The following is a 16162-nucleotide window of genomic DNA, read 5'->3' as shown; positions in this document are numbered from 1 at the left end:
TCCAGCACCTGGCGGGCGGTGAAGTTTTCTTGAATCCATCCACCAAAAATGCAGTTTGGTTCCTGCAGGTGGCCGTATTCAAGAGTGCCGCCGGCCCGGGAAGCCTCATGTCCGGTCAGCGCAGCAGTGTCGGTTTGTTGTAAGGCAGGATCGGTGACTGCCGTGCAGCCGGTGAGGGCAAGAGTTGCACTGGCTAGACTGGCCAGAACGACCCGCCGACCCCGGTTTTTGGACGCGATTGGGTAAGAAGACGTGATCATGTAATGGTCCTTCGCGGTTCGTTAGACTCTTGCCGGCTGTGCGGCGAACGCGCCCCGGTAGCGTGCTGCAGGGTGGGTATCGGCTAATTGGTCGCGGCCGAAGAGTTTCTGACGCAGCGTGCCTGGGGCATAGTCTGTCTGGGCCAAACCGCGTTCCCGCAAAACCGGTAGCACCTTGTCTGCGAACTCTTGGAAGGAACCGGGGATCACCCAGTTGATAACGTTGATCCCGTCCACACCGGCTTCTTGCCAGCGGACCAATTCATCGGCGATCTGTTCTGGTGTCCCAACAATCCGGTTATTGCGGTGACTTTGCCAAGCGATATCAGCAATGACTGGTTCACGATCCGTAATAGCCTTCGATACCCACTCGGAGAAACCGCGCTGTGTATTGGTTTTCAGGTCTTTTAAGGGTGTATCCGCCGGATAAACGCGACCATCCGGATCAACGAGCGCCATATGTGCGAGATAACCTTCGACAGAGGCGTTTTCTTCGTATTTGGCAAGCTTGCGTTGGGCTTCTTCTTCGCTGTCACCGATGACGAAGCTGAGACCTTGGAAGAATTTGATATCTTCTGGTGCTCGTCCATGGGCCACGGCACGTTTACGGGTGTCTTCGATCTGCAGCTGCGCCAGCTCAGGTGATCCAGCAATAATGAAAACGGCTTCGGCATTACGTGCCGCGAATTCACGCCCCGATTCCGAAGAACCTGCTTGAAAGATGACCGGGGAACGCTGTGGCGATGGCGACGGGAGGTGTGGACCCTCGACAGAATAGCGCTCGCCCTCGTGATAGATTTTATGCACTTTGGCGGGGTCAGAATACTGGGAGTTGGCACGATCTTTGCTCACCGCACCGTCATCCCATGAGCCTTCCCACAGCTTATATGTGACGTCGACGTATTCTTCGGCCCAGCGGTACCGCTCGGCATGTTCGGTCAAACGGGGAATCCCAAAGTTTCTCGAGCCATTGTCTTGTGTGCCCGTCACAATATTCCAAGCAATCCGACCGTTCGATATGTGGTCGAGAGTCGAAATCTGTCGGGCGAATTGGTATGGATGCGACTGGAAAATATTCGATGTTGTCGCCAGGCCAATATTTTTGGTGACAACAGCCAGGGCACCCAGTAAAACGGTCGGGTCGTTCGATGGGATCTGGAGGCCTTCATTGACGTACACCGAATAATCAGCGTCGGCGTCACCGTAGTGCCCCACCACATCGGCGAAGAACATTGCATCAAATTTTGCGTCTTCCAGCAGTTTTGCCAGCTCAACCCACGTATTCACATCAGCAAATTCGGTTTGTTCAGCGTCTGGGCGACGCCACTGACCGTGGTGAATGTGGCTGGTGGTGTTCATAACGAACGCGTTGAAGTGTAACGGTGTAAGTGGGGTGTTCTGCGACATGAGTCAGGTGTCCTTGTCTTGAACAGGCCACCGAGATGTGGTCGAAGAACAGACTGGAACTGATCTTTCCAGCATCTTCAGATGGGCCATACTTGCCCGGGGCGGTCGCGCTGCCGGGCCGAATCATCACCTGGAGCACCCCACTATGGTCCATAGAAGGTCAGAGGGTTGCTGTCCGGCCAGCCAGGGCTTCACACCGGATCTCGTGATTCTGAGGACTACCTTAGGACGAGGATGACGGATTTACAACCATCCCGACATACCACGTCACATAGCTACTTTTTCTTTCAGAAGTACGGTCGCAAGCTGTTGAGTGACGAGTCGGAAAACAATTTTTGGTTTTCCATCATTCACAGACTATGAGATTTTGTGCGGTGACCGCGGCTGTTCCATCTGCGTTATGTTCGGCGTACAGTAGCGAGTCCTAGCCTTTGTTAGCTGCCAATGCACGAAAGGGGTAGTGACATGACCCAAGACGATCTTGATCCAGAATTTCTCGGTGATTTTGACGAGCCGGATCTCGAGATGCCCGAGGACGGCCGCGATAGTCAGCCGCCAACCGAAGGTTCATCCGATGATCCGGAATCGTTGGAAGCCGAGGATCCGCTCCATGATGATGAAACTGTGCTGAGCGCATCCACCGGACGCAACACAATCGTCGATCACGATCCGGAGCCGTTGGAAGACGATGACTGGGCACTCGAAGAAGAACAGATCGTTGATGAAGACGAGCTCGAGGACAGAGAAACCGGCGACGAGTTCCCACAATAATCGAAGAGTTTTTGCACAAAGCTTTGGGGCCTGGAAATCATCCAGGCCCCAAAGCTTTGTCAGAGTGTTTTAGAGGTAGGCTTCCGATGCCTTATCGAGTTGAGCGATGTGCTCGGCGGAGAGTTCAACATTCGGAGCGGCAACTAGTGCTTCGAGCTGTTCGGGTACACGTGCCGATGCGATCGGCGCGGTGACACCCTTAGCTAGGAGCCAGGCAAGGGATACCGATGCCGGGACAGCTCCGACGTCGTCTGAGACGCTGACCAGTGCCTTCACGAGGTTCAGGCCGGTCTCGTTGGCAAACTGCGACAGCTGTCCTTCGCGGTCGACGCCTTCAAAGTCTTCGAGTTTCCGGTATTTGCCGGTCAGCAGTCCTGCTGCCAGGGAGAAGTATGGGAAGACCGCCAGGTTGTTTTGTTCAGCAACGGCGCCATAGCCATTTGCGCCTTCTACGTCGCTGCGGTGTGCCAGTGAGTAGTTCGGTTGGATAGCTACCGGAATGGTGAGGTTTTCTTCTTTTGCCGCGGCGATCCAGGCGATCTGGCGCTGTGGGCTCAGGTTCGATATCCCAATGTGGCGGGCTTTGCCGTCTTCGACCAGGCCGTGGAAGGTCCGTGCCAGTTGCTGAGCAGACTGGGTTTCGTCATCGTGGTGGGCGTAGTAGAGATCGACCCGGTCTGTTTGGAGCCGTTCCAGCGAGCTGTCGATAGCTGCGCGCACGTTGTCTTCGGACAGGCCCGGGTATTTGTCCCAGCCACCGACCTTGGTCGCAAGAAAGAGCTTGTCGCGGTTGCGGCGCGACTGCAGGTATTTGCCCAGTACGGTTTCGGATTCGCCACCGCTATTACCGGGTGCCCAGGTCGAGTAGCTGTCGGCAGTATCTACGTGGGCCCCGCCGGCCTCGAGAAATGCGTCGAGAACTGCAAACGACTCATCTTCGTTGGAGGTCCACCCGAACGAGTTGCCACCAAGTGCCAGGGGTAATTCTGGATTGATCAGTTGTGTATCGGCCATGAAACTTCCTTTCGTCACAAAGCTTGTGTCTGTTCCAGGCTAACTGGAAAAAGATTTCGCGTCGGTGATGGGCTTCACCAGTTTCCAAAACCGGTGGACCGAACCTAAGCTGAAATGACCGTCAGCTAGCAAAGGAGTCAAAGGGAATGGCCATGAAACGACAACTGCCGAAGCTGAGTGAACTGCGTGAGCTGATGCAGTTCAAAAAGCCCGAACTTGATCCGGTTAAGCGCCAGCTGGATAAAGCATTGACCGTGTATGACCTGCGGGATATCGCCAAGCGTCGTACACCGAAGGGACCGTTCGACTATACCGACGGTGCGGCAGAATTTGAGATCTCGCTTGCTCGCGCACGCCAAGCGTTTGAGGACATTGAGTTCCGCCCAGATATTCTGCGGCCAGCCACTGAAATTGATACTTCCGTTGAGATCCTCGGCGGCTCAAGTGCCCTTCCCTTTGGTTTAGCGCCCACCGGTTTCGCCCGGATGATGCAGACCGAAGGTGAAATTGCCGGGGCAGGTGCTGCCGGTGCCGCTGGTATCCCGTTTAGCTTGTCGACGCTGGGCACGGTGTCCATTGAAGAAGTGAAATCCGTGAACCCGTCGGGTCGCAACTGGTTCCAGCTCTACGTAATGGCCGACCGCGAGAAGTCTTACAGCCTGGTCGAACGCGCTGCTGCCGCCGGTTTCGACACGTTGTACTTTACGGTCGATACACCGATTGCTGGCAACCGGATGCGCGATACTCGCAACGGGTTTTCTATCCCGCCGCAGTTGACCGCCAAGACGATTATCGACGCGATCCCGCGGGCGTCCTGGTGGTTCAATTTCCTGACCACACCTCAGCTGGAATTCGCGTCGCTGACGAATACCGGCGGAACGGTCTCAGATTTGATTGGCCAAACCTTCGATCCGACGATCTCGGCCGAAGATCTGAAAATCATTCGTGAGATGTGGCCGGGCAATATTGTGGTCAAAGGCATCCAAACCTTAGCCGATGCTCAGCGCATGGTTGATGCCGGTGTCGACGGTATTGTGCTGTCCAACCACGGCGGCCGCCAGCTCGACCGGGCACCGATCCCCTTCCACCTGTTACCGGATGTGGTCCGTGAGGTTGGTGGCCACACCACGATCATGGTTGACACCGGTGTGATGAACGGCGCGGATGTCGTTGCAGCGCAGGCTCTCGGGGCAGACTTCGTGTTGGTCGGGCGTGCCTGGTTATACGGGTTGATGGCCGGTGGGCGTGCCGGTGTGGACAAGATGATTGAGATCATGGGATCTGAGATCCGCCGCACCATGGGCTTACTCGGTGCAAGTAGCGTCGCTGAGCTCAGTCCAGACCACGTCACACAGTTTGCTCGACTTGCGCCTCGAAACACCGCGCACGCAACCAAACACTAAGGAGGTTTGCATTATGGCAACATGGCTGGTCACGGGCTGCTCAACCGGTCTCGGCCGAGCGTTGGCCGAACACGTTCTGCAATCCGGCCACAGCGCGATTATTACCGCACGGGAAACCGACACCCTGACCGATCTTGCCGAAGCATATCCGGCGACTGCGCTGGCGTTACCGCTTGACGTCCGGTTTGCTGACCAAATTCACACGGTTGTAGATGCCGCCCAGGAGCAATTCGGTGGTATCGATGTGCTCGTAAATAATGTTGGCTACGGGTACCGTTCGGCAGTGGAAGAAGGCGAGACGGATGCGATCAAACAGCTGTTCGAGACCAACTACTACGGCGCGGTGAACCTGATCAACGCCGTCCTACCGGGTATGCGTCACCGCGGCAGTGGCATGATCATCAATATCTCGTCAATTGCCGGTCAACGTACTGCTCCCGGGTCCGGGTTTTATGCAGCGACCAAGGCAGCATTGGAGTCGACGTCCGAAGCGCTACGGCAAGAAGTTGAGCCGCTGGGTATTCGAGTCGCCATTGTTCAGCCCGGTGGTTTCCGTACCGATTTTGCTGGACGTTCGCTCCAGCAGTCCACCGAACCGCTCGAGGTGTACGCAGCGACCGCGGGCAAGCGTCGCAAGGAATATGACACTATCGACGGTCGTCAGGCAGGCGATCCAGCACAAGCCGCCCGTGCGATTATGACGCTGGCAGAATCCGAACAACCACCGATGCGGTTGATACTCGGACGCGAAGCGTTGAAGCTAGCTGAAGTGGATCTCAATCAACAGCTAGACGATCTCATGGATTGGGAGTCAGTGAGTCTCAGCACGGATTTCAACCAAACCGAGGTTTAGCGCCTGCTCGGTGCTGTACTGCGGGATGCCGAGAGCTTCGTTGCCATGCTGTCTTGGACCTTGACAAACATCAGCAAGATGCCCAGTACTCCAAGTGTTCCCAGAACGGCACCAACCACAACGTCATGCGGGTAGTGGTGGCCAGCTAGAACGCGGGACACGCCTTCAATGATGGCCAGTGGGAACGCAAGGTAAGCCATCCACGGCAGGGCGAACGCTAACCCCATGGCTAAACCAAAAGCTATCACCGTGTGGTTGGAGGGGTACGAAAAGTTGTCAATCGGCGGACAGTTATCAATCGTTTCGTACACATTGCACGGTCGGACTTTTCCATAGCCGTCTTTCAGTAAAAGATTGACGACGTAGACCACGGTCGTTGCCACAGCGCCGAAGACTAAGCGGACAAATGGGATATTGTCCTTGACCAGCCAGGTTCGCAGGGCCATCCCCAGGTAGATAATGATGAGTGTGAGCATCACTACCAAGGAGCTGATATAACCGGTGTCACCCAACGACTCATGGGTCATGGTTTCATAGAGGTCGGCACTCCACGGCGGAACCTCGATGAGTGCGCCGATGACCGCTGCTACGAGCAGCCAGATCAACACCGGCCCTACGATCTGTCTTGTCTTGCCCAAAGTGTCCTCACACATTCACACGAGTCACGGCTCGCCAGTCGGCGAGACCCTATCGTATTTACTCTAACTGTGCGACAAGACAACCACCGACTTTGTACTAGCTCTCAGCGCAATGTGTGAGGAGTAAGACTTCAACCACCAGAAATCGGGTTATCCACATTTGAGCCACCACAGCAACCGGTATCTACCAGCTGCTTCTACGCTGGGATACTCCAGCCACCATTCTGCCACTGCTGAGGTATCCCAGTGTTTCGTAAGCATCTCCGTATCGGCGTTTTACCGATCGTCTGTGCCATGCTGTTTATAACAGCCTGCGGCCCGAGTGATTCGACTGCCCAAAGTTGTCTACGCTTCGACGCTCTGCGAGTAGATCTTGAAGAATACGAGAACCACCCATCACCCAACCTAGACAAGCGCTTCGAAACTGCCGAAGCCATCGCCGCAGGGTTCGACGACATCCGAGATAACGCCCGGGACCCCGAACTGGCCGAAGCGGCCGATGTGCTGTCGGAACTTTATTGGACCGTGCTGGATGTCTACTACGACAACATGTTGCTCGGACCTGACCAGGTCATCGCTGAAGTAGTCGATCAGGTGGGTCTGGAACGTGTGAAGTCGGCAAACCTGACCTATGAACGAATCTGCGGTGAGCTCTAGATGCACCCGATGGGCTACATCCATGGCCAGCAGTAGGCAATCGACAGTGCGCTGACCGCCACACCAAGGGTCACATCAGTTACACGCAGACGAATAGGGCGGTACACAGTTCGGGGTTTCAATCCGAAACCGCGAGATTCCAGGGAGGTTGCGATCCGTTCTGAGCGCCGCAGTGTCACGATCAACACGGTGAACACAAGTCGCCCGGCCTCTTTGAACGTGAGTTTTGGTTTCCCGTTGCGCGAGCGCTCAACGCCTCCGGTGCGCATGAGTTGTGCTGCCCGAATGGTTTGCCATTCTCGTGGTAGCCCGAGCAGAAGTTGGTAGCCAGCCAGGACCGCGAACGTTATGGATGCCGGGAGCTTCAGATTCTGGTTCAGAGAGCGCATGAGCTCCACAGGAGCCGTCGAAGTCAGAAACAATATTGAAGCCACCCCTATCGCCAGGGTTCTTCCGGCCAATGCGGCACCAATCCACACACCGTCTTCGGACCTCGTGAGCACGTTGACCAAGAACAGTCCAAAGCCGAAGGCGATGAATGGGATATGTGCCATAACCAGCCACTTTGGTGGAACCTTGCCCACGGTCAACGCAACGATCAGCAAAACGGCCCACAGTACAGCGGGCCGCACAGGTTCCCACACAAAGAGTAGGGAGACCGATAAAACGAACAAGCTCATCAATTTGATTGACGGATTCCACCGAGTCAGAGCGCCTGGTTCAACCATTGTCGAAGGGTGTTGGATAGTCAGCGGGGTCATACCAGTGCTCCTTCCGCCACGATGAGGCGACGAGTCGCCCATGCCTCAGTGATCCGTTGATCATGAGTAATGATGGCCACCGCGCCTCCAGTATCGGCATAGTCTGCAAGCACCTTCAGCATGGTTGTGGTTGCTGCACGGTCGAGCCCGAAAGTAGGTTCGTCGGCGAGCAGTACGGTGGCTGCACTGCCGTGTTTTGCCGCAAGCAATCCGGCGGCCACCGAGAGTCGGCGCTTTTCTCCACCAGACAATCGAAACGGATTCAACTTCGCTAAATGGTCCAGCCCAAATGCCGCGCTGAGTTCCTGCACCGATGCCTCGGTTGTGTCATTGGGAACCAAGCCAAAGCGCAGTTCGTCGTAGACTGAATGGGTAAGAAATTGATGTTCAGGGTTTTGAAACACCATCACCGGCTGCTTGCCGGTAACGCTGCCTTCAACATCGATGAGCCCGGCCAATGCCAGCAGCAACGTGGTCTTTCCAGTACCGTTGGCGCCCATGACTGCGATACGCTCGCCGGCGTGAATGTCCCACTCAACATCGGCAAGAATCTGCTGGGCAGTGGGAGCCGGCCGGACGCTCAGGCCGCGAGCGCTCAACAACGGTTCAGCTTCAGCCACCGTGCGTTGCTTAAATTGGGAAAGTTGTAGCCCAGGGGTCCACACACCGCTGGCTTCCAGCTGTTCGGCGTGTTCGGCCAACACCTGTTGTGTGGGACCATCGGCTCGGATTTTGCCCTGATCTATGACCACGGTCCGGTCGGGTAGTCCTGGTCCATCTGCCAGTTCGTCCAGACGATGTTCCACCAAGATCAAGGCACCACTGCTCCCGACAAGTTCAGTCAGGACTTGCATGACTGAAGCCACGCCTGCCCCGTCGAGCATGGAGGTCGGCTCATCGGCAAGAACCACCCGAGGGTTGGCCGCGAGCGCCGCGACGGTGGCCACTCGTTGTACCCAACCTCCAGACAAGGTTTGCGTGCGTTGCTGTAAGAGATGTTCGGCACCCACTGACTCGAGCAGTTCGTTCACGCGTGGGCCGATCTGAGACGGTTCAACGCCATGATTCTCTAAGGTCAGGGCGATTTCGTCTTCGACCAGCGGTAACGTGATGCTGGCGTGAGGATCTTGCGGGACATTACCAACAACTGCGCTGAGCTCTGCCACGGTGTTATATAGCACCGGTGTGCCAGCCACGAGGCACTCCCCCGAGATATCTAAGGGTACCGAATGTGGGATGACCCCGCGGATGGCATCGAGCAAGCTGGATTTTCCGGCGCCCGAGGCGCCGAGCAGTAAAACTTGCTCCCCCGGGTACACGGTCAGGTTGATATCTTCCAGCAGCACCCGGCCGCTGCGCTGATCCACTGCTGTGAACCCGCGCAGTTGAATCAGTGGCTCGGTCATTGATACCTTCCGATGGCATAGTTATCGACGACGCCAGTGGCTTGAACAGCACGAACCAGGAAATAGGCGAGAATCCCGCCCAGGATGATGCCCGAGCTACAGTGAATGACCAGACGCAGCAACAGAATGTCTTGTCCGAACCACCCGGATCTGATGGCCGAGAACCAGAAGATTAAGAACGCCCCCAGAAAGCCACTGACCGCATAGCGAGAGATGCCGAACCGTTTATACCGGCCGATCGCAAATGGCAGTTCTGACCCCAGCCCTTGCAGCAAGCCCGTGATGAGGAGGGTGGGGCCGGCCGGCGAGCCAAGAAAAACAAATTCAATGGCGGCAGCGAGCATTTCGGCCAGAATCCCGGATCCTGCTTTGCGTGTGATGGCTACCGCCAAGGGTGCAACTAATAGCCAGCCGCCATGCAGAAAGTGGTGGGCAAGATCCCCGGCCGGACCCATCACAATGGCCAACCCGTTCGACGCTTGCACTAGAGCCCAATAGACGAAGCCAAACACCACGCCTAACACGACCACGAGCACGAGGTCTTTGAGCTGCCACCGCCACGGACTGTCAAACGGGTTCCGATATTTCGGCGTTGTCTGTTCGAATGTCCCGGTCATGCAGCATCACCCTGACGCTGTGCCGATGGGGAATCGAGCGAGACTGCAAGGTGGGATACCACGTGGGGCACGTCTTCCCCGACTTTCGTCCAAGCATTCAGGACGACGGTGAGCACATCGGCCAGGTCACCGCGCAGGATGGTGGCATAGTGTTCGCTGGTGACGGTGATTCCCGAGGCTTTAGCCTGGCCAATAGCCGCATAGATGGGGTCCATGTGGGCGCTGCCGTCATCGGCCAGCGGGTATAACGACCATGCTGCAGCGGCTTCTAACCCAGTTTTCTCCAGCGTCACGGTCTGTTCTACGGGTATCTCGCCGGGGAGGAGCTCGCACGTCGCCTCACCTGGACACCCCCGAGAAAACAACAGGTGGCTCGTGAGATGCTGACGGTTTGAGGCACGCGAGGCCGAGGCGATCAGCGTTGTGGCGTAGTCAGCTAATTGTTGGGCGGCGGCCCCGGTCTTCACGCCAACATAGGTAGATACTTCACCAGTCGTAATTTCTAAACCGGTCAGGTCCAGCTGGTCGCTGGTTGTCTCGAGCGCTTCGAGAATGATGCGCTCATAATCATCACTGTGTGGGTGGATGCTGATGCGCATCCCGATCCCGATTTGTTCGGGCGATAGTGTTAGACCACTCACGGTGGTCTCCCTTCCGACCACCGGGCTCTCAACATCATGAAAGCTTCGGACCTCTCCCTACGCCAGTATGATCTGGATCAGGTGAATTTCGGGTCTGCGGCATCTCCGCACTCTCAGCACCAGTTTCAGTGCACCCCGGGGTCTTTGTGTCTCACCCACCATAGTCCGTGTCCCTCCCCTGACGTCAATATGACGCAATCCTCGGGCATCGCGGCTACCTGCCGCTGCAAGGGCCGAGTAGAATGCATACCGTGCGCAGCTCTGTTGAACCGATTGCTCGCATGACTCCGTACGGCCACGAGCACATCAGCGTGCTTATCGTCACCGTTATCTTGGCGGTGCTTGCCGTATCTGTAGCTCGGCGCATCAGCGGAACCCGCTACGAGCAGCGTGGACTACGCATCTTCGGATGGATCATGCTGACTGCAACGGTGTTCTGGACACTGTGGGGCTTCTTGCCTGGCAATTGGAACCTCGACCAGTCGCTACCTCTCCATCTCTCTGACGCCGTACGCTTCATTACCGCCATCGCAATCTCATATTTTTGGGGTTTAACACTCAATCTGCAGTCCATCGTTACCCCGGATCTCAACTATTTCGATTACCCGGTACTCGAGTTCTTGATGTACTGGTTTCTTCACATCACAGCCTGCCTTGTGCCGATTATCTTCGTGTGGGGTCTCGGCTACCGCCCGACCTGGAGAGGATATGGCTTCGCCTACGCGGCAACCCTGCTCTGGGCCGGTACCGTGCTCAGCGTCAACATACTCATCGGCACCAACTATGGATATTTGAGCAATGCACCCGCCGGCCCCTCGGTGTTGGATGTACTTGGTCCGTGGCCGATTTATATGCTGTGGGAAGCCGTCATCATCGCGGTTGTTTGGGCCCTCATGACGTGGCCGTGGGAAGCCCACCGCAGTCGCAGCAACGTCGCTGTGGTCGGCACAATAGGTATGGTGCACCGAAAATATTCGGTGCATTCTCCGTGGCATGACTGAAGCCCCGGAGTTCAAGACTCCGGGGCTTCAGTGGGACGAAGTTATTGAGTTTTATCGAGCTTCTTCGTTTTCGATGGCTGACGTTGGATCACCTGGGCGGTCACAGGCGTCATAGATTTTCATGAGATCGCCGTAGGTGTATGGATCATCGAGGGTGGAGACTCCTGGGTCACCTGGAACTTCGCCACTGCAGTCGAATGACCCGAGACCAGGCACATCCACGGTACCTGCTGTTGATCCGCCGCCGGAACTATTCGAGTCGCTGTTGGGGGTACGGTCACAAGCGTCCTGGAAGGCCTGAATCTGTTCGTCAGTGTAGTTACCGTTCGGGTCAGTGAATCCTTCGTCACCCGGGATTGGCCCGGTACAGTCCACGGTGCCGGCGCCTGGAACATTGACGCGGTTTGAACCCGAGCTTGACTCAGAAGTTGAACCGGAACTGCTCGGAGTACTTGGAGACGGCGTGCTTGGAGAGGGAGTGCTCGGGGTGGTGGATCCAAAGCTACTTTCTGAGTTGCCCATTGGAGAACTACCGCCCGTCATGGATTCCGCCATTTGCTGTTCCATGTCTTCCTGGGTGGTTATCTGAGACTCCTCCGGGCGCTGTGGTGCTTCAGTTTCTCCCCATGCGGTGAAAGCCATCGAGACCTCATCGTCGGAGATTTCAAGAATTTTCGGGGCCTCATGGTTTGCTTCGAGCACGAGTTCCTGGCCCTCTTCGTTTCCGGTGTAGACCCAGACGTCGGTGTCGCCACGTACCTCGTGTGTTCCCTCATCAGAAATTTGGTCACGTTCAATCGGGCTGCTTTCAGACGATTCGCCGTCCTCCCAGCTATCCTGAAGTTGGGTAAATAAGGAACCGACGTCGAAGCTGTCTTCCTCGGAGCCCGCCTGAAGCTCACTGCTGTAGTCCATCCAGGTGCCCGAGAATTCTTCGGTGATCTTGTCGAGCTCTTCCTCTTCTTGGGCGGTGAGCCCCATATTCTGGCCTTCAAACATGTTGAAGATGGCATCAGCGGAAAGATACGCTTCGTCATCGCCGAACACGCGCATCAGATCATTATCGCCGATGCTCATAGCGGTGGCCGAACCATCGAGTTCCCCATAAAACTTCATTTCGGTGCCCTCGTCGCCGAACATTTGTTCAAACATTGCGGCACTTTGGGGCTCAGTCTCAGCAAAATCTTCCATGTCAGCAACAATTGTCACCGAACCCGATTCCTCCATTGTCTGCCACATCAGATCATCAATTTCTGACAGGGCAGGTGCGTCTTCCACGTTTGGGCCCAGGAGGCCGGCACAGCCTGTCAACGCTAGTAAAGATGCCGAAGCTGTCGCAGTCAGAGTGGTGCGAATGCCTTTTTTCATGACTTTCTCCATAATTTCGTTTCGCGTTTCCGCTTTTTCGTTTAAAGAAGATCGGCACACTTTGACATGAACCAACCGCAGGGCCACTGTTGTCTTTCGAGAAGCTCTTCGGTGATCTCAAGCAGTGACAACATCGAATGTACCAGCGACAAAATGGGACAAATCACTTTAAGATTACAGTTTCGGCGCTTAAGTCACCTTCAGATAAAGATCGCCAGGACCATGCAACTAAATCCGGAAACAGTTTTTAGCAGGAGTTCGCGCATGACATGGGGATATCCCGATGCTGCGGCACCAACATGCCTTCCAAAGCGCTTATTCTGGCAGTTTAAGGCCCTCTAAAAATGAGACCTAACTGTGATGTTCAGAAACCTGGGCAGCGATTGACCTGACAGAAAAACGAGACCCTGGGACTGGAACCCAGGGTCTCGCACTCTCATCACTCACACCTTGAAGAGATACTTATTAGTCTAAGAAACAGTCCTGATCGTGAGCTTTATTTCGGCTCAAGAATGGGCATGAATCGTCTGTGAAAACACTAGACGCCCTCACCTTGAGGCCTGCGGGAGGTCTCCGAATTCAAGGACTAACCGCCCGCGAACCCCGCCTGCTTCCATGCGGCGGTGCGCCTCGGCAGCGTTTTCCTTGGGAAGTACCTCTGCGACGCGCAAGGTCAGAACGCCGTCTTCAACCTGGTGGCGCAGCGCATCAAGCTTGGCCTGTTGCCGGTCGTAGTCCGTCACCCAGATGGAACGAAGCGTGACACCTCGCTCACGCTCACCCTGAGCACCACGAATGGTGATGACGCTGGCGTGATCTTTGGCTGCTGGCACGATCTGGTCGACTTGCACTGCGGCGTCGACAATACCGTCCACCCCGTCGGGATACTCCGACCGAATCTTGTCGGCGTAGTGTTCACCGCGCGGCAGCACGAGATCTGCACCGGCGCTTTTGACGAGCGCTTCGTCATCTTGGGCAGCATCAGCCACCACCGTGAGGCCTTCGGCTTTGGCAAGCTGGATGACGTAGCCACCCAGGGTTCCGGCTGCCCCGGTTACGGCAAGAACCGAACCTTTGGGCAAGTTGAGGGTGTCCAGCGCCAGTCGCGCAGTCAGACCGTTCATGGGCAACGTTGATGCTTCAGTCAACGAAGTGCCCCTGGGGGTTCGCACTACTGATTCGGCACAGACGGCGATGCGTTCCGCATAGGCACCGTGTGAACCGTTGGGGACAATAAAGGCCATCACTTCATCGCCGACCTGCAGGCCGGTCTCGGTGTCTTCGTTGATGGCCTCTATAACACCGGCCGCATCCATACCGGGAACAAACGGGCCGGGTTTATCGCTTGTGCGAGCGCCTGCACGGCGCATGGTATCGGTAGGGCTCACGGCAGCGGCCTGAACACGAATCAAGACTTCGCCTGGAGCGGGTGTTGGAGGTGGGAGTTCGTGAATTTGGAGAACTTCTGGACCACCGGGGGCATCAAATGCAATAGCTTTCATATTCACCACAGCAGGGCAACTGGTTCAGATATTCCTGAGAAAATTCGCAAAGTCTGGCCGCTGCCAAAGCTGCAGGTTTGGCACGCGGGGCGGTAATGTGATGAGTCCAACACTCGAAGAAGGATCAGTGATGATGCAGTCGAAGACTCCAGCTGAAACCTGGCGTCCCAAGAACCCGCAAGATACCGAACTCTTTCGGTTTGCCACCTGGGTCGCCGAACACCGCAACGTGGATCTGGGAACCCTCACCACCGACGACGGTGTATCGGGCGACCTGTACCGTCGAATCCACAAGTGGTCGATCACCCAGCTATCAGACTTTTGGGATGCCGTGCGTGCGTACTTCGACGTCATCGGGATCGGATTCGAAACTGCCGCACTCGTCGATGCAACTATGCCCCAAGCCCGCTGGTACCCCAATGCACAGTTGAACTACGCCGAAAATATTCTCGAGCGTACACGTGACACCGTGGGTCAGAACGAGGCTGCGGTGTTGACCATCGATGAGGACAACACCATCGAGTCCATGTCCTGGAATCAGCTGCGCACACGCGTGCACGGGCTGGCCGAACAGCTGCACGAGCTCGGGGTGAAACCCGGCGAACGGGTGGCCGCAGTCCTGCCGAACATCGCGGAGGCTATTATCGGCATGCTGGCAACCGCCACCATAGGCGCCGTTTGGACGATCAGTTCACCGGATCTAACGCCCACCGCAACACTGTCTCGCCTGCGTCAGTTGGAGCCCAAAGTACTGATCACTACCGCCGGATATACGTTCAACGGGCGACGACATGATCTCGCGGAGTTCAATAGCGAACTGGCGGACGGGCTTCCCGGGGTCGGGCATCATCTTGAACTATCCGACTTCCGCGCCGCCCCACTTGATGGGAATGTCGAGTACGTGGCCGTGGGCTTCGACCACCCGTTGTGGATCCTCTTTTCTTCCGGGACCACTGGTGACCCAAAGGGCATCGTGCATGGCCACGGCGGCATGCTGTTGGAATCGCTGAAGGGCAAAGCGCTCAATCAAGATCTTTCCATTCACGACCGCTATTACGTTGGTGCCAATACGTCGTGGATGGTGTGGAACACCTTGATCCAGGCGCTCACCTGTGGGGCCTCCGTAGTCGTCTATGGCGGCTCACCGAAGGTGAACGCGGCGGATCGACATTTTGAGATCATCGCCAAAACGAGCACCACGCGTTTTGCCGTCGGCGCCCCGTACCTCACCATGGTCGAGCGCTCCGGGCTATCCCCCGCCGAACGGTGGGATCTCACCGGATTGAAATCGATTCTCTCAACCGCTGCCCCGCTTCCCGAATCTACGTGGCGCTGGGTCCACGAACATGTGCATCCAGATGTCCGACTAGGGTCAGACTCCGGCGGCACCGATATCTGTTCGGGCTTCATCGGGACCAATCCGCTGGAGCCCATCCACCTGGGTGAAATTCAGAGTCCGCTATTGGGCGTAGATGCCCGATCGTTTAATGACGACGGAGCCGAAGTCTTCAATGAAGTCGGCGAACTCGTCATTACCCAACCCATGCCGTCGATGCCCATCTATCTCTGGAATGACCGAGACAATCGGCGATACCAAGAAACCTACTTTTCACGCTTCCCTGCCTCTCAAGAACACCCGAGCGGGATCTGGGCACAGGGCGACTGGGTCATCCAAACCGACCGCGGCAGTTTTATTGTCAAAGGCCGCTCCGACGCCACCATCAACCGCCAGGGCGTGCGTTTGGGCACTGCAGAAATCTATGCTGCGCTGGGGTCGATCTCGGAAATCACTGAGTCCACGGTCATCGGTGTCGAACGCCCCGACGGCGGTTACTGGATGCCGCTGTTCGTCCAACTGGCAGA

Annotated in this window: 15 protein-coding genes, 1 pseudogene and 2 riboswitches; of the genes and pseudogenes, 6 read left to right on the top strand and 10 right to left on the bottom strand. The window is 56.4% G+C overall.

Annotated features, from left to right (window positions below; all coding sequences use genetic code 11):
* Positions 1–260 (bottom strand): annotated as a pseudogene (locus tag L0H14_RS08785) (hypothetical protein); the annotation flags it as partial.
* 21 nt (positions 261–281) lie between these two features.
* Positions 282–1667, bottom strand: a complete 1386-nt coding sequence (locus L0H14_RS08780; RefSeq protein ID WP_301419965.1) for an LLM class flavin-dependent oxidoreductase — start codon at positions 1665–1667, stop codon at positions 282–284.
* Between the two features lie 83 nt (positions 1668–1750).
* A riboswitch (SAM riboswitch) is annotated at positions 1751–1878 on the bottom strand.
* Between the two features lie 254 nt (positions 1879–2132).
* On the opposite strand from L0H14_RS08780, the gene L0H14_RS08775 reads away from it, so the two are divergent.
* A complete protein-coding gene (locus tag L0H14_RS08775) occupies positions 2133–2438 on the top strand; it encodes a hypothetical protein (protein WP_301419963.1) in 306 nt (101 codons plus the stop codon).
* Between the two features lie 69 nt (positions 2439–2507).
* Here the strand turns inward: L0H14_RS08775 and L0H14_RS08770 are convergent, their stop codons facing one another.
* Positions 2508–3452, bottom strand: coding sequence for an aldo/keto reductase (locus L0H14_RS08770; RefSeq protein WP_301421679.1), 945 nt, complete (start codon positions 3450–3452; stop codon positions 2508–2510).
* Between the two features lie 152 nt (positions 3453–3604).
* Between L0H14_RS08770 and L0H14_RS08765 the strand changes: the two genes are divergently transcribed.
* Positions 3605–4855, top strand: a complete 1251-nt coding sequence (locus L0H14_RS08765; RefSeq protein ID WP_301419537.1) for an alpha-hydroxy acid oxidase — start codon at positions 3605–3607, stop codon at positions 4853–4855.
* 13 nt (positions 4856–4868) lie between these two features.
* Complete coding sequence (locus L0H14_RS08760) at positions 4869–5708, top strand: oxidoreductase (protein WP_301419535.1); 840 nt, start codon at positions 4869–4871, stop codon at positions 5706–5708.
* Here the strand turns inward: L0H14_RS08760 and L0H14_RS08755 are convergent.
* Positions 5705–6346, bottom strand: a complete 642-nt coding sequence (locus tag L0H14_RS08755; RefSeq protein ID WP_301419534.1) for a phosphatase PAP2 family protein — start codon at positions 6344–6346, stop codon at positions 5705–5707. The genes L0H14_RS08760 and L0H14_RS08755 overlap by 4 nt on opposite strands.
* Before the next feature lie 246 nt (positions 6347–6592).
* On the opposite strand from L0H14_RS08755, the gene L0H14_RS08750 reads away from it, so the two are divergent.
* Complete coding sequence (locus L0H14_RS08750; protein WP_301421678.1) at positions 6593–7003, top strand: hypothetical protein; 411 nt, start codon at positions 6593–6595, stop codon at positions 7001–7003.
* A 14-nt stretch (positions 7004–7017) separates the two neighbouring features.
* On the opposite strand, the gene L0H14_RS08745 is transcribed toward L0H14_RS08750, so the two are convergent.
* The 4 genes from L0H14_RS08745 to L0H14_RS08730 are packed head-to-tail and all read right to left on the bottom strand — an operon-like array spanning position 7018 to position 10428.
* Positions 7018–7764, bottom strand: a complete 747-nt coding sequence (locus L0H14_RS08745) for an energy-coupling factor transporter transmembrane protein EcfT (RefSeq protein WP_301419531.1) — start codon at positions 7762–7764, stop codon at positions 7018–7020.
* Complete coding sequence (locus tag L0H14_RS08740; RefSeq protein WP_301419530.1) at positions 7761–9170, bottom strand: ABC transporter ATP-binding protein; 1410 nt, start codon at positions 9168–9170, stop codon at positions 7761–7763. Before L0H14_RS08740 ends, L0H14_RS08745 begins: the two co-directional genes overlap by 4 nt.
* Positions 9167–9787: an ECF transporter S component gene (locus tag L0H14_RS08735; protein ID WP_301419529.1), complete on the bottom strand. Its 621-nt coding sequence runs from the start codon at positions 9785–9787 to the stop codon at positions 9167–9169. The genes L0H14_RS08740 and L0H14_RS08735 overlap by 4 nt, the downstream gene beginning before the upstream one ends.
* Positions 9784–10428, bottom strand: a complete 645-nt coding sequence (locus L0H14_RS08730; RefSeq protein ID WP_301419528.1) for a YkoF family thiamine/hydroxymethylpyrimidine-binding protein — start codon at positions 10426–10428, stop codon at positions 9784–9786. Before L0H14_RS08730 ends, L0H14_RS08735 begins: the two co-directional genes overlap by 4 nt.
* Before the next feature lie 36 nt (positions 10429–10464).
* Positions 10465–10576, bottom strand: a riboswitch (TPP riboswitch).
* A gap of 94 nt (positions 10577–10670) precedes the next feature.
* Here L0H14_RS08730 and L0H14_RS08725 point away from each other — a divergent pair.
* Entirely contained in the window at positions 10671–11429 is a 759-nt protein-coding gene (locus L0H14_RS08725) for a TIGR02206 family membrane protein (RefSeq protein WP_301421677.1), read from the top strand.
* A 51-nt stretch (positions 11430–11480) separates the two neighbouring features.
* Here L0H14_RS08725 and L0H14_RS08720 read toward each other — a convergent pair whose 3' ends face one another.
* Both L0H14_RS08720 and L0H14_RS08715 read right to left on the bottom strand, forming a co-directional pair.
* Positions 11481–12797, bottom strand: a complete 1317-nt coding sequence (locus tag L0H14_RS08720; protein WP_301421676.1) for a hypothetical protein — start codon at positions 12795–12797, stop codon at positions 11481–11483.
* Between the two features lie 548 nt (positions 12798–13345).
* Positions 13346–14299, bottom strand: coding sequence for an NADP-dependent oxidoreductase (locus L0H14_RS08715; RefSeq protein WP_301419895.1), 954 nt, complete (start codon positions 14297–14299; stop codon positions 13346–13348).
* Positions 14300–14429: 130 nt separating this feature from the next.
* Here L0H14_RS08715 and L0H14_RS08710 point away from each other — a divergent pair.
* Positions 14430–16162, top strand: a 1733-nt coding sequence (locus L0H14_RS08710; protein ID WP_301421675.1) for an acetoacetate--CoA ligase, incomplete at its 3' end; no start/stop codon positions are given.

The organism is Yaniella sp., from assembly GCF_030453185.1.
In the GTDB taxonomy this organism is placed as follows: Bacteria; Actinomycetota; Actinomycetes; order Actinomycetales; family Micrococcaceae; genus Yaniella.
The sequence above is the reverse complement of the archived record's forward strand: the minus strand, read 5'-3'. Positions and strand labels throughout refer to the sequence as shown.